Below are 13,273 nucleotides of genomic sequence, written 5' to 3'. Positions count from 1 at the left end.
GCTTCTCTTCATGATCCATTCATGCTACATTATTAAAATATATGAAGTATTAATCAGGTGGAGTGAATCGAATGGAAACAAATATCGGGCAACAACGTATTGAGCCTGCGGAACGCATGAAAGTGCTTCCGACGCAATTTTTCGCCAAGCTGGTTGGCAAGGCGAACGCGCAAGCCGCCAAAGGTCATGATGTAATCAACTTGGGACAAGGCAATCCGGACCAGCCGACCCCTTCCCATATCGTAGCGAAGCTGCAAGAGTCAGCCGCGAACCCTCTTTATCATAAATATCCTCCTTTCAGCGGCTACGCCTTTCTAAAGGAAGCTGTCGCCAAGCGATATAAGGAGGATTACGACGTCGATGTTGATCCAGCCACTGAGGTTGCCATTCTATTCGGCGGCAAGACCGGACTAGTGGAAATTAGCCAATGTCTGCTTAATCCAGGCGATGTATGCCTTGTACCGGACCCCGGTTATCCGGATTATTGGTCTGGCGTTGCGCTCGCCGGCGCCGAAATGTCGTTTATGCCGTTAACGGCGAATAACGACTACTTGCCGGATTACAGCGCGATAACACCGGATATCGCGAGGCGTGCGAAGCTGATGTTCATGAACTACCCGAACAACCCGACAGGCGCAGTTGCAACCAGCGAATTCTATACGGAGACGGTGAAGTTCGCCGCAGAGCAAGGAATCGTAGTCGCAAGCGACTTCGCGTACGGGGCAATCGGATTCGACGGCAAGAAACCGATCAGTTTCTTGCAGACGCCTGGCGCCAAGGAAGTCGGCGTAGAGTTCTATACGTTGTCCAAGACGTATAATATGGCAGGCTGGCGCGTAGGTTTTGCAATCGGGAATGCGCAGATCGTATCGCTGATCAACTTGATTCAGGATCATTATTATTGCAGCCTGTTCGGCGGCATCCAAGAGGCGGCTGCGCTGGCGCTTACCGGTCCGCAAGACTGCGTAGTCGAACTGACCGCTAGATATGAGAGCCGCCGTGAAGCGCTGTTCTCTGCGCTTGAGCAGATCGGCTGGAAGGCCCCTCGTCCCGGCGGCTCGTTCTTCTGCTGGCTGCCTGTGCCTGAAGGACATACGTCGCAGTCCTTCGCCGACCTTGTCCTTCAGGAAGCAGACGTTGTCGTCGCGCCGGGCATCGGCTTCGGCGAGCATGGCGAGGGCTTCGTGCGCCTCGGATTGCTGACAAGCGAAGAACGGCTTCAGGAGGCTGTCTTCCGCATAGGTAAGTTAGGCCTGTTCTAAGCTCCGCTAATTGCCTGGCATGCCGTTTGCCTTGCTTTACAGCGCGCCGCGAAACATGATATGCTAAGTGCAATTGAACACGAAACGTGATGACGGGACCAGTAAGCGAGATCAGGTCGTGAACAGAGAGTAAATTCCGCCGGGCTGTAAGAATTTACCTCGACCCCTTGCCGAACCTACCTCCGAGCGGCCGGCGTTTGCCGGACAGCGCCTACTGTTACAAGGCTTAAGCTGGATGCGCCGACGAAGACGGCCGTCAACAAAGGTGGTACCGCGGAAGTTTAGACTTTCGTCCTTTATGGACGGAGGTCTTTTTTGTTTTTGTTCAACTATAGGACGACAACCGTTTACGCTTGTTGAGTCATGAATCATAATCGGGGAAGTGATTTTATTATGTCCGAACGAATTGTTGTTAAGATCGGCAGCAGCTCTCTCACGTCCGAGGAAGGCGGCTTGAACAACGAGCGGATCCATTATTTTGCCTCGGAGCTTGCCGCTCTGCATGCGAGCGGTCACAGCGTTATGCTCGTTACGTCGGGAGCTGTTGCGGCCGGATTCCGTCAGATCGGATACCCATCAAGACCGAAGGCCGTTCATGAGAAGCAGGCGGCTGCGGCCGTCGGCCAAGCGCTGCTTATGCAGGCTTATCAAGAAGCTTTCAGCAAGTACGGTATGGTAGCTGCTCAAATCTTGCTTACTCGCGCCGATTTCTCCAATCGCAGGCGCATTCAGAACGCGCTGATGACGCTTGAAGAATTGCTGCATAAGCGAATTATTCCAATCATCAATGAAAACGATACGGTAGCTACAGATGAGCTGGTGCCCAAGTTCGGCGATAATGACAATCTGTCTGCTCTTGTGGCAGCTATGGCGAAAGCCTCCAAGCTGATCATTATTACGGACATGGACGGCTTGTATACCGAGGATCCTCGCAAAAACCCGCAAGCGGTCAAGATTGAGCGCGTCGAACAAATATCCGAGGACATTATGAAGCTTGCCGGCGGAGCAGGTTCGTCGGTTGGCACAGGCGGCATGCGCTCCAAGATTGAAGCAGCCCGCATTGCCATGCGCGGCGGCGTCCCTGCCTTCATCGGCAAGGTGCAGCAGGAAGGCGATCTTGCGTTAGCCGTTGGCGGCAACGGACGAGGTACGTACTTCGATACGAAGCTGCATAGTCTTCCAATGAAGAAGCAGTGGCTTGGCTTTCATTCGATGCCGCAAGGCCGGATCACGGTTGATGACGGCGCCGTTACCGCGCTGATCAAGGGCGGCAAGAGCCTCCTTCCTGCCGGGATAACGGCAATTGAAGGCGAGTTTCACTCCGGAGACGTGGTAGAGGTTGTCACGCCACAAGGCGAGACGATCGGACGCGGAGTCATTAATTATGAAGCTTGGCAAATCCAAGCGGTCGTCGGGTTGTCGACCGAGGAAGTAAAGCGCCGGGTTGATGTCGGAAGAATCGAAGTCATACATCGCGATGAATGGATTACGTTATAACCATAACGATTCATAAGGGAGGCACATTGAAATGTTAAGTGAAGTGAGACAGAAAGCTACGCTTGCGCAGACAGCCGCAAGCACGATGAATAATTTATCAACCGAGCAGAAGAATGAAGCGCTAGCGCGTATGGCCGATCGGTTAATCGCCGAGAGCGAAGCCATCATTGCGGCGAATGGACTTGATCTGCAGCGCGGACGGGATCAAGGCACCAGCCCTTCCCTGCTCGACCGACTAGCATTGAATGAGGCCCGCGTAGAAGCGATTGCGGAAGGACTTCGTCAGATTGTCGCTCTTCCTGATCCTGTAGGCGAATTGCTTGAGCAATTCGATCGTCCGAACGGCCTGCGCGTCGAGAAGCGCCGTGTACCGCTTGGCGTCATCGGCATGATCTATGAAGCGCGTCCTAACGTAACCGTTGATGCAACTGGCTTATGCCTCAAGACTGGCAATAGCGTCGTCTTGAGAGGCGGCTCTGCGGCCATCGAATCGAACCGCAAAATCGTGGAGGTGCTGCGCAGCGCGCTTTCCGAGACGGCTCTGCCTGCAGACGCCATCCAGCTCATCGAAGACTCTGACCGCGCTTCCGTCAATGAAATGCTGAAGCTTAACGGTCTCTTAGACGTCGTTATTCCGCGCGGCGGCGCTTCTCTTATCCGTAATGTCGTCGAAAACGCGACAGTTCCGGTCATCGAGACGGGCGCAGGCATTTGTCATACGTTTGTCGACGATAGCGCAATCTATCAAATGGCGGCTGACATTGCATTCAACGCGAAGGTTCAACGTCCTTCGGTCTGCAACTCCATGGAGACGCTACTCGTCCATGAAGCATTCGCCGAGCGCCATCTTGCGCAGCTTGCTGAAATTTTCGTTGAAGCGAATGTTGAGCTTCGCGGCTGCAGCCGTGTCGCCGAGCTTCTGAGCGGCGTTCAAGTTAAGCCTGCTACGGATGAGGATTACGCAACGGAATATAATGATTACATTATGAATGTCCGCGTTGTCGCTAATTTGGATGAAGCGCTCGAGCATATTCGCAAGTACGGAACGAAGCATTCGGAATGCATCGTTACGGAGAACGCGGAGAATGCCGAACGTTTTATTCAAGAAATAGATGCGGCAGCCGTTTATCATAACGCCTCCACCCGCTTCACCGACGGCTTCGAATTCGGCTTTGGAGCGGAGATCGGCATTAGTACGCAGAAGCTTCACGCACGCGGTCCAATGGGACTGCCTGCGCTAACATCAACGAAATACCGCATATACGGCAACGGTCAAATTCGCGGTTAATCATAATCAATATTTAGTTTGGAGGAGAATCTCATGACGCAATTAACGCAAACCGGCATTGCATCGCTGCAGCTCTGCTTCTATGGCGCCGGCTCCATGGCCGAAGCAATCGCACGGGGAATCATTAATGAAGAACTACTTGCCGCAGGACAGATCTCAATGCTTAATCGTCAAAATCAAGAGAGACTGACGGAGCTTCATACCCAATACGGCGTTCAGACGATCCTTCAAGGAGCAAGCAATGATGCTTATATCCAGCAAGCGGATATTATCTTCCTTGCCATGAAGCCGAAGGATGCCGCGGAAGCCATTAAAGGAATGAAGTCGCTCGTATCGACGAATCAGCTTATTATTTCGGTCATTGCTGGACTATCGATCGCATCGATCGAACAGCTGCTTGGCGCACCCGTGCCGATTGTTCGCGCGATGCCGAATACGTCCAGTACGATTGGACTTGGCGCTACGGGTATCAGCTATTCGGAGCATGTTACGGAGCAGCAGCGACAACTGACAGAGGCGATCTTCAAGTCGGTAGGCATTACGGCGACGGTTGAAGAACCGCTTCAATCCGCTATTACCGGCGTATCCGGCAGCGGCCCGGCATATGTGTACTACTTCATGGAAGCAATGATGAAGGCGGCTGGCGAGCTTGGTCTTGACGCCGGCGCAGCGAAGGAGCTTGTCGTGCAAACGGTACTCGGCGCGGCGCAAATGGTTCGCGAGACCGGCGAAGAGCCGGCCGAGCTTCGTCGCAAAGTAACGTCTCCGAACGGAACGACACAAGCTGCCATTGAGAAAATGGCAGAATTCCAGCTCACGGAAACGATCATTAAAGGCATGCACCGCTCCGCTGAGCGTGCAGGCGAGTTAGGCGCAGCTATCGAGAGGAGCATTAACGAATGAGCGGAGTTTGTATAGCGACGTATCGTTCCTATGACGACAAAGCTGATTTTAACAAAAAAGCGCTCTCGATCGCGATAGGTTTAACGGTTGGCAGTTGGACGGAGCTTCCCGAAGCGAAGAAAGCAGAGATGGAGAAGCATCTCGGCAAAGTGTTGTCGATCGACGTGCATGAGCCGGCTAATGCCGCGCCCGGCGAGCGATATGCCGATATTCGTATCGCATATCCCGATCTTAACTTCAGCCGCGACATCCCTGCCCTGCTCGTCACCGTATTCGGCAAGCTGTCCATGGACGGCCGCATAAAGCTGCTTGATCTCGACGTATCGGACGAGTTCGCGTCCGTGTTCCCTGGTCCGAAGTTCGGCTTGAACGGCGTTCGTGATCTGCTTGGCGTTCATGACCGTCCGCTGCTTATGAGTATTTTCAAGTCCGTTGTCGGCCATGATCTCGCTAACCTGCAGGATCAATTCTACAAGCAAGCGCTTGGCGGCGTCGATCTGATTAAGGACGATGAAATATTGTTCGAGAATCCGCTTACTCCGCTGGAGAAACGCGTCGAAGTGTGCATGGAAGCCGCGCGCAAAGCCGAGCAGGAAACGGGTCAGAAGCTGCTCTACGCGGTCAATCTGACAGGTCCAACCTCGCAGCTTGCTGCTAATGCTCGCAAAGCGATTGCGGCTGGAGCGAATGCCCTGCTGTTCAATGTGCTGTCGTATGGCTATGACGTGCTGCATGAGCTAAGCAGTGATCCAGCGATAAATGTTCCGATCGCATCGCATCCGGCACTGGCCGGCGCTATGTATCCTTCGCCTCATTACGGCATTAGCGCTTCCTTGCTGCTTGGCAAGCTGATGAGACTTGCCGGCGCCGATCTTGCGCTCTTCCCTTCCCCGTACGGTTCCGTCGTCATGCCGAAGGAAGAGAATATGGCCGTTAAGGTAGCTCTGCTGCAGCCGCTGCATCAATTGCGGGCAAGCTTCCCTGTTCCATCGGCAGGCATTCATCCTGGACTTGTGCCGCTCATCTTGAAGGACTTCGGCACCGATGTCGTCGTGAACGCCGGAGGAGGCATTCACGGTCATCCGATGGGTACGGCAGCCGGCGGACAAGCGTTCTGTATGGCGATTACGGCAACGTTGAACGGCGTTCCGCTTCGCGAAGCTGCGCTGCAGGAAGGCAACGAGCCGCTGAAGGCGGCAATTGACGTTTGGGGGATTAAGGAATAATGACAGCTAAGAAACGCATCGTATTTTGTGATTTTGACGGAACCATTACGGTAAACGACAACATCGTTGCCATCATCAATCACTTCAATCCGCCGGGCTGGAAGGAGATTGCGGAGAAGACGCTCGCACAGGAGCTGTCCATTATGGATGGCGTCGGTCAAATGTTCCGTCTCCTTCCTGCTTCGCTAGAACGAGATGTCGTTGAGTTCGGCATCACGAATGCCGCTATACGCGAGGGCTTCGCTGAGTTTCTAGCGTACTGCAAGGATGAGCAGATCGAATTCTACGTAACAAGCGGCGGCATCGATTTCTTCATCTATCCGATTTTGTCGCAGTTCGGCATACCGGAGGATCATATCTATTGCAATGGAAGCGACTTCTCCGGTGACCAAATCGAGATTACGTGGCCGAATCCTTGCGATCATGAATGCAGCAATAACTGCGGCATGTGCAAGACGACGATTATGCGCCGTTTTCCCGCTGATGAATATGAGAGAATCATTATTGGCGATAGCGTAACCGATTTTGAAGGTGCGAAGCTAGCTGACACCGTCTACTCCCGCTCCTATCTGACAACGAAATGCAGAGAGCTTGGAATCGCACATACCGAATACGAGACCTTCCATGACATTATAGCTAGCATGAAGTCCGAGAGGAGTCACACCTAGTATGAGCTTTGATCGAATTGCATTAGAAGATAAGCAGAAGGCGTTCGCTGATCTGCGCGATGTAAAAGAGCTTTTCTCCTCACGCGGCTGGTTCCCGGGCACAAGCGGTAATTTGTCTGTGCGCGTCGGCGATTACAGCCCTGAGCAATTCCAGTTTGCCATTACGGCAAGCGGCAAGGACAAGACCGTTCACACGCCCGAGGATTATTTGTTCGTCGACCAAAACGGCAAGCCTTGCGAGGCAACCCGTCTTAAGCCGTCGGCCGAAACGTTAATCCATTGCGAGATTTACCGTCTTACGGGCGCTGGAGCTATTTTTCACATTCATTCCGTATTCAACAGCATCGTTTCTGAATATTTCTGGGATCGCAAGGCTGTGCCCGTAGATGGCGTTGAGCTGATTAAAGGACTTAATATATGGGAGGAAGAAGCCCATATCGATATACCGATCGTATCGAACTTCGCTAACATACCATCGATTATCCCTGAAGTAACGGATCGGCTTGATAGCCGAATTCCAGGCATTCTGCTTCGCAAGCATGGCATCTATGCTTGGGGCGCTAACGCGTTCGAGGCGAAACGCCACATCGAAGCGTTCGAATTTCTATTCGAATACGTCTATCGGTGGGAGCTTCTGAACAAACGCTAATCCGTAATCAAAAGAACCAGTCAGCCTGCTATAGGTCGACTGGTTTCTTCGTATATATAGGGATTGACTTGACTTTGACGCAGCGTCAAGGTCCATCATGGTATAAAGCAGGACAGGAGGAAAACAGGTGAAAGTACATGAAGCAGCAAGAAGCTTAGGCGTGACACCTCGAACGTTGCGATTTTATGAGGAGAAAGGGCTTGTTCACCCCTACAAAGAACCGCACAGCGGTTACCGCGCTTATTCGGATATCGATATGACGAAGCTTCGCTGGGTCGTCTCGCTGAGAGAGCTTGGAATGCCCCTCACCGTCATCAAGAATGCGCTTCAAGCTATCGATCGGCCCTTAGATTTCATTCGTATAGTAGATCAGGCAAGAGCTCTGCTTTACGAAGATTGGGTCGCGGCGACGCAATCGCTTCAAGCATTAGACCAGACGATCCGGTCATGGCAGCAGTTGGGCGAAACACAGCTTGCCGATGCCGAAGCAGCGGCATTGCGCATGAAACAAAATCGGATGATCCGCGAATCATGGTCTGATCAGTGGAACTATAATGAGATGGCCGTCCGATACGGCATTGAAGCACCGCTAGCTGCACTGGAAGGCCTCATTACGGCTGAACAATATGAGCACGCACTAATTCGCACCCTTGAATGGATTGACCCTAAGGAGGGCGATAGAGGCCTTGAGCTTGGCGGCGGATCGGGAAATCTATCAGTCATGCTGGCTAGTGCTGGAGCAAGTCTCACCGTCGTGGAGCAATCTGCGGCAATGATCGACCTGCTACATGCTCGAATACCGCATGCCTCGATTAAGCAAGGCAATATGCTAGCATTGCCGCTTGCCGAATCCAACTTTTCATTCATCGGCTGCAGCTTCGCATTCCGCCACCTCAGCTCGTCTCAGCAATTACTCGCGCTCGAGGAGATGAATCGCGTGCTGCTCCCAGGCGGTCGAATCATCATTACCGATATTATGCAGACCGCGAATTCCGAAGAAGCAACCGATACGCCAGTCCAGCCTCTTCCTCTGCAACACTGGCTCACTGGACGCGGATACTCCGTTGTTGCCGAAGAGCTCCACTCGTCTGTTTACCTGCTCTATGCCCTTCGAATGAACAAAAACCGTCAGGAAAGTTAATCCTGACGGTCCTATGAAATCAGCTTCGTATATTAACATGAATTTCTCCCGTTAATTTCTCGTTATTTTGAATTATCGAGTTATCTGCCCAGTAATAACAGCAGTTTTTCCAGTTAAACCCCGTTAGAGTGCATACGACCTCGAAAATAACAGGAGTTTTTCATGCTAATTAGTCCAGAACTTCTAGTTTCGACCGCCGCCGCGGAACTTCTGGGAATGCGCGCGCGCTTCGTCTACGTTCGTAACCCGATTGCGTCCCCATTCGAACAGAATCCGGTCGATATATTTGAGACTTAGCTTGCCCGCGAACACGGCTTCCTTCAAGGCGAGTAGAATAAGCTCCTCCGAGTAACGGTCTTGATCAAGCCAGACGTTAATCGTTTCGCATTCGAACGGCGACAGCAGACGGCCGAATTCCTGCTCGAACACATGGAACATTTCGCCGGCGCTTGTAACCGGTTCAGCTGTTGCTTTCATGAGCTGGCGCTCCGCCTTCTTCGTCTCCCGCTTGTGCTCGGCAGTCCAATCGGCTGCCTTCATCAGCCAGCCGCTCCAATTGTATCGCTCCGATTGCATGCCGGTAACGCTGTCGATATATTCGTCTATCGTCAAAAATTGATCCTTAATGAGCCTGTTCAGCATTTGCCCGATCGCTCTTGAGCCCGTGCCCATGCGGTTTGCAAGCTCCTCCGGCGTTGGAAAATCGTTCTGCTCTGCTTCTGCGAAAGCGATAAGCTGCAGCAGCAGCATCGCCTCTGAGTCGGATAACTCCAGCTCCCTATAACTGCGGAGCAGCATGGCTGACAAATAAACGCCGCCTTCTTGCAGCGCGGCAGCCATGCCATGCGAATAGGCTTTCCATATTTCGTTGCTCATCGTCTGCCGGCCCCCTTCTCCTTATGACGAATGTGCCGCCTTAACCAGCTCATAAGTATCTCTCGCGATAAGCAGCTCTTCATTTGTCGGTACAACCAAAACTTTAACACGCGAGCTGTCCTTCGATATTTCACGTACTTCCTTGCTGCGTACCGTGTTGCGCTCGTCATCGATCTCGATGCCAAGGAACGTAATGCCTTCGCACACGGCCTTTCTTACTGCCGAAGAGTTCTCGCCGACGCCTGCCGTGAAAACAAGCGTGTCGATACCGTTCATTGCCGCAGCGTAAGCGCCAATATATTTCTTCAACCGATACACATACATATCGAATGCCAGCTTGGCGTTTTTGTCGCCGTCCTCCATCGCCTCGGTAATCTCGCGCATGTCGCTGCTGATTCCTGATATGGCAATCATGCCGCTATGCTTATTAAGCATCGAGTTCACTTCATTCAGCGTAAGCTCTTCTTTGTTCATGACGAATGGAACGATTGCCGGATCGATATCGCCGCTGCGCGTGCCCATCATTAATCCTTCAAGCGGCGTCATCCCCATGCTCGTATCGAACGATTGACCATCCAATATAGCGGCACAACTAGCACCGTTACCGATATGGCAGGATACCATTTTCAAAGACGCAAGCGGCTTGCCCAGGTATGCGGCTGCTTGTCCGCTTACATACGAATGGGAGGTGCCGTGAAAGCCGTAACGACGAATCTTATGTCTGCGATACAACACTTTAGGAATAGGATATAAGTACGAAGTATTAGGCATCGTCTGATGGAACGCCGTATCGAATACGACGGCCTGCGGCACATGCGGCAGATTCGACTCGACAGCCGTGATCCCCATCATATGAGCCGGATTATGAAGCGGCGCCAAGTCGAATAACCTGCGAATCTCAAGCTTAACATCCTGGGTAACGAGAACCGAGCTCTTGAACACTTCGCCGCCGTGTACAATACGATGCCCGACCGCATCAATCTCGTTCATCCTGCCGATCACGCCATATTCTTTATTTGTCAGCATGTCGATGACCCGCTTAACCGCGGTTACGTGCTCTAGAATTTCACTTACGTCGCGAACCTCGGGCTTGCCCGCCGGCTCATGCGTCACAATCGAGGAATCCATTCCGATTCGCTCCACTCTGCCGCTCGCAAGCACAGACTCATCCCTCATATCGTACAACTGGTATTTTAACGACGAGCTTCCCGCATTAATGACAAGAACTTTCATTAGATTCGGTCTCCATCCTTATCGTATTTGAAAAACCCGACGCCCGACTTGGCGCCGAGATGACCCGCTCGCACCATCTTCTTGAGCACGATCGAAGGGCGATACTTCAGCTCGCCATATTCTCTGAACATCCGGTCTAGCGCAGCTAGCACCGAATCGAGACCGAACCGGTCAGCCATCTCGAATGGCCCATGCTGGAACGAATAGCCGATACGCATCGCGTTATCGATGTCTTCGGCGGAAGCGACGCCTTCTTCCAGAACATGCAGCGCTTCATTAATGAACAGGCAGATCAAGCGAGTCGTAACAAAACCCGGCGACTCGAATACCATGATGCCTTTTTTGTGAATGATCTCATCGACAAAATGTTTCGCTCTGGAGAATGTATGCTCGGATGTCTTCAAACCGCGCACAAGCTCAACGATATCGATCTTCGAGACCGGATAAATGAAGTGCATGCCGATCACGCGATCCGAATATTTCGTCACGCTGGCAAGTTCCGTTAAGCTTAGCGTAGACGTATTGCTTGCAAGAATCACGTCCGGGCCGCATATTTGGTCCAACTGCTCGAATATCGTTTTTTTGCTTTCCAAATCTTCCGTTATCGTCTCGATAACAAGCTCGCATTCCGAGAGCTTGTCATAATCTGTCGTTGTCTGCACGCGATTCATAATGAGCTTCCGCTCCGCCTGCGTGAGCGCCCATTTCTCAATTTGCTTATCGAGACTTAGGACGATCATTTCCATCCCATATGTCAAACGTTCTTGAGTACGCTCTACTACGATAACGTCCAAGCCATTGGCTGCAAGCATCTCTGTAATGCCTTGCCCCATCGTTCCCAGGCCGACGACACCAACTGTTTTAATCAACACTGCCCATTGCTCCTTTGTATCCGGTATACGAAGCTCCCTTATAACCGGAATGCACGTTTTGAACGCATATGTAGTTCATTCTTATTATAACGAATTTCAACAAAAATAGAAGGCGGACATGGAGCCCGCCTTCAAATTGTAAGATTTGTTCTGTTATCATGCAACATATTTCGTCAAGCTGCAACTAACAATTTACGGAATTCATCGCCGCTAAGCATTTCCTCTTTCAGCAGCGTCTGTAGCGAGCTGGTGAACACGCCGCGTCTCTGTTCAAGCATCGTTTTTGTCTCCGCCATCAGCTCATCCAATATCGTACGATTAATTCTTGCCCAAGCCTCGGGGGTCATCATCGAGGAATCTACGATCCCTTCCTCGGTCAGACCCGATTCCACTAACGTTTTCACGATATTCATCGCCTGCTCGAAGTCGCCTCGCGAGCCGGTGCTGCGCTCGCCATAGAACATTTCCTCGGCAGCCGCGCCGCCAAGCGCAATCATGATTTGACTGTTCAAGAACTGCGTTGTATACAAGTACCGATCCTGCTGCGGATTATGCCGCACATAACCAAGTGCTTGTCCGCGCGGCGACAGTGCGACCTGCGATACGCTGCCGGGGCGAGTAAGCTCTGCCATAATCGCATGTCCAAGCTCATGAAGCGCCACGCGCTCTCGCTCTTCTTTTGTCGCCTCACGGTCGGTCTTCTCGCCCATCATCACTTTATCAATCGCCATGGATAGATGACGCTCGATGATCGTTGCGCTTGATTCACGCATCGCATAGATAGCTGCTTCGTTCATCACACTTTCGATCTGCGCCCCGGAGAAGCCGAACGACTCGGCTGCGACCTTATCCAAATCTACGGAATCATCCATAGGTTTATTATTTGCGTGGATATTTAGAATATGCAGTCTGCCCTTCTTGTCGGGAAGCTCAACGCCGATATGACGGTCGAAACGCCCTGGGCGAAGCAAGGCCGAGTCAAGCATCTCCTTGCGGTTCGTTGCCGCAATTAACAAGATGCGCGGCGATTCGTTCGGATGGATACCATCCATCTCAGTCAGCAGCTGATTGAGCGTCTGATCATATTCACGATGTTGGCCGCCGTCACGCTTGCCGCCAATAACCTCGATTTCATCAATAAAAATAACCGCGCTTTTTTTGCCTGCTTTCTTTGCTTTCGTCCGTGCCTCGGAGAACAAATCGCGAATACGGCCAGCACCGACACCGACATACATTTCTACGAATTCACTGCCGGAAGCAGCCAAATAAATCGAATCCGTGTAGTGGGCAGCCGCTCTTGCGAGCAACGTCTTGCCTGTCCCCGGCGGACCTGCCAATAAAATGCCTTTCATCGGACGTATGCCGAGCTTCGCAATCTGTTCCTGCTTAACTAGAAAATCAAGGGATTCGATAAGCTCCTGCTTCGCTCGATCTTGACCGCCAATCTGCTCGAACATAAGCGGTGCCGATTTAGTGCCGGCACTGCGCTTCCGGCTTGATGCTGCGGTCATCCGTCCTTTACCTCTTGCCAGATATACAAGCGCAAATCCTAATACACCAAGCATCACGATCGGAACGACGTTCAAGCCAATATAAATAAAGAAAGCAATGAGTACCGGTACAACGCCGATTGCAATTTCCATCCCGTATTGACGTAT

At 52.0% G+C, this 13,273-nt stretch carries 12 protein-coding genes; 8 read left to right on the top strand and 4 right to left on the bottom strand.

From position 1 onward, the window contains the following. The first annotated feature begins 71 nt into the window (after positions 1-71). The 8 genes from AC0YN0_RS13060 (at position 72) to AC0YN0_RS13025 (ending at position 8,634) form a co-directional block, all read left to right on the top strand. A complete protein-coding gene (locus AC0YN0_RS13060) occupies positions 72-1,262 on the top strand; it encodes an aminotransferase class I/II-fold pyridoxal phosphate-dependent enzyme (RefSeq protein ID WP_475821594.1) in 1,191 nt (396 codons plus the stop codon). A gap of 393 nt (positions 1,263-1,655) precedes the next feature. Next, entirely contained in the window at positions 1,656-2,759 is a 1,104-nt protein-coding gene (proB, locus tag AC0YN0_RS13055) for a glutamate 5-kinase (protein ID WP_475821593.1), read from the top strand. Between the two features lie 31 nt (positions 2,760-2,790). Continuing rightward, entirely contained in the window at positions 2,791-4,047 is a 1,257-nt protein-coding gene (locus AC0YN0_RS13050) for a glutamate-5-semialdehyde dehydrogenase (RefSeq protein ID WP_475821592.1), read from the top strand. Positions 4,048-4,080: 33 nt separating this feature from the next. Continuing rightward, on the top strand, positions 4,081-4,950 hold the full coding sequence (gene proC, locus AC0YN0_RS13045; RefSeq protein WP_475821591.1) for a pyrroline-5-carboxylate reductase: 870 nt from the start codon (positions 4,081-4,083) through the stop codon (positions 4,948-4,950). Continuing rightward, positions 4,947-6,176, top strand: a complete 1,230-nt coding sequence (locus AC0YN0_RS13040; RefSeq protein ID WP_475821590.1) for a 2,3-diketo-5-methylthiopentyl-1-phosphate enolase — start codon at positions 4,947-4,949, stop codon at positions 6,174-6,176. The genes proC and AC0YN0_RS13040 overlap by 4 nt, the downstream gene beginning before the upstream one ends. Further along, positions 6,176-6,844, top strand: a complete 669-nt coding sequence (locus tag AC0YN0_RS13035; RefSeq protein WP_475821589.1) for a 2-hydroxy-3-keto-5-methylthiopentenyl-1-phosphate phosphatase — start codon at positions 6,176-6,178, stop codon at positions 6,842-6,844. Before AC0YN0_RS13040 ends, AC0YN0_RS13035 begins: the two co-directional genes overlap by 1 nt. Before the next feature lies 1 nt (position 6,845). Continuing rightward, positions 6,846-7,493 (top strand): methylthioribulose 1-phosphate dehydratase, encoded by a 648-nt coding sequence (gene mtnB / locus AC0YN0_RS13030; protein ID WP_475821588.1) that lies wholly within the window; start codon positions 6,846-6,848, stop codon positions 7,491-7,493. A 127-nt stretch (positions 7,494-7,620) separates the two neighbouring features. After that, positions 7,621-8,634: a MerR family transcriptional regulator gene (locus AC0YN0_RS13025; RefSeq protein ID WP_475821587.1), complete on the top strand. Its 1,014-nt coding sequence runs from the start codon at positions 7,621-7,623 to the stop codon at positions 8,632-8,634. A gap of 183 nt (positions 8,635-8,817) precedes the next feature. On the opposite strand, the gene AC0YN0_RS13020 is transcribed toward AC0YN0_RS13025, so the two are convergent. The 4 genes from AC0YN0_RS13020 to AC0YN0_RS13005 all read right to left on the bottom strand — a co-directional run bounded on the left by AC0YN0_RS13020 (position 8,818) and on the right by AC0YN0_RS13005 (position 13,273). Beyond that, entirely contained in the window at positions 8,818-9,510 is a 693-nt protein-coding gene (locus AC0YN0_RS13020; RefSeq protein WP_475821586.1) for a DnaD domain protein, read from the bottom strand. Positions 9,511-9,531: 21 nt separating this feature from the next. After that, positions 9,532-10,743 (bottom strand): acetate/propionate family kinase, encoded by a 1,212-nt coding sequence (locus tag AC0YN0_RS13015; RefSeq protein ID WP_475821585.1) that lies wholly within the window; start codon positions 10,741-10,743, stop codon positions 9,532-9,534. Continuing rightward, on the bottom strand, positions 10,743-11,615 hold the full coding sequence (locus tag AC0YN0_RS13010; RefSeq protein ID WP_337103429.1) for a 3-hydroxyacyl-CoA dehydrogenase family protein: 873 nt from the start codon (positions 11,613-11,615) through the stop codon (positions 10,743-10,745). Before AC0YN0_RS13010 ends, AC0YN0_RS13015 begins: the two co-directional genes overlap by 1 nt. 173 nt (positions 11,616-11,788) lie before the next feature. Beyond that, entirely contained in the window at positions 11,789-13,273 is a 1,485-nt protein-coding gene (locus AC0YN0_RS13005; RefSeq protein ID WP_475821901.1) for an AAA family ATPase, read from the bottom strand.

The sequence above is a fragment of the Paenibacillus sp. J22P218 genome (assembly GCF_056269195.1).
This window is presented reverse-complemented; position numbering and strand designations above follow the sequence as displayed.

Coding starts and splice junctions, on each gene's coding strand:
- AC0YN0_RS13060 (WP_475821594.1), top strand. CDS start 72: ATGGAAACAAATATCGGGCAACAACGTATTGAGCCTGCGGAACGCATG.
- proB (WP_475821593.1), top strand. CDS start 1,656: ATGTCCGAACGAATTGTTGTTAAGATCGGCAGCAGCTCTCTCACGTCC.
- AC0YN0_RS13050 (WP_475821592.1), top strand. CDS start 2,791: ATGTTAAGTGAAGTGAGACAGAAAGCTACGCTTGCGCAGACAGCCGCA.
- proC (WP_475821591.1), top strand. CDS start 4,081: ATGACGCAATTAACGCAAACCGGCATTGCATCGCTGCAGCTCTGCTTC.
- AC0YN0_RS13040 (WP_475821590.1), top strand. CDS start 4,947: ATGAGCGGAGTTTGTATAGCGACGTATCGTTCCTATGACGACAAAGCT.
- AC0YN0_RS13035 (WP_475821589.1), top strand. CDS start 6,176: ATGACAGCTAAGAAACGCATCGTATTTTGTGATTTTGACGGAACCATT.
- mtnB (WP_475821588.1), top strand. CDS start 6,846: ATGAGCTTTGATCGAATTGCATTAGAAGATAAGCAGAAGGCGTTCGCT.
- AC0YN0_RS13020 (WP_475821586.1), bottom strand. CDS start 9,510: ATGAGCAACGAAATATGGAAAGCCTATTCGCATGGCATGGCTGCCGCG.
- AC0YN0_RS13015 (WP_475821585.1), bottom strand. CDS start 10,743: ATGAAAGTTCTTGTCATTAATGCGGGAAGCTCGTCGTTAAAATACCAG.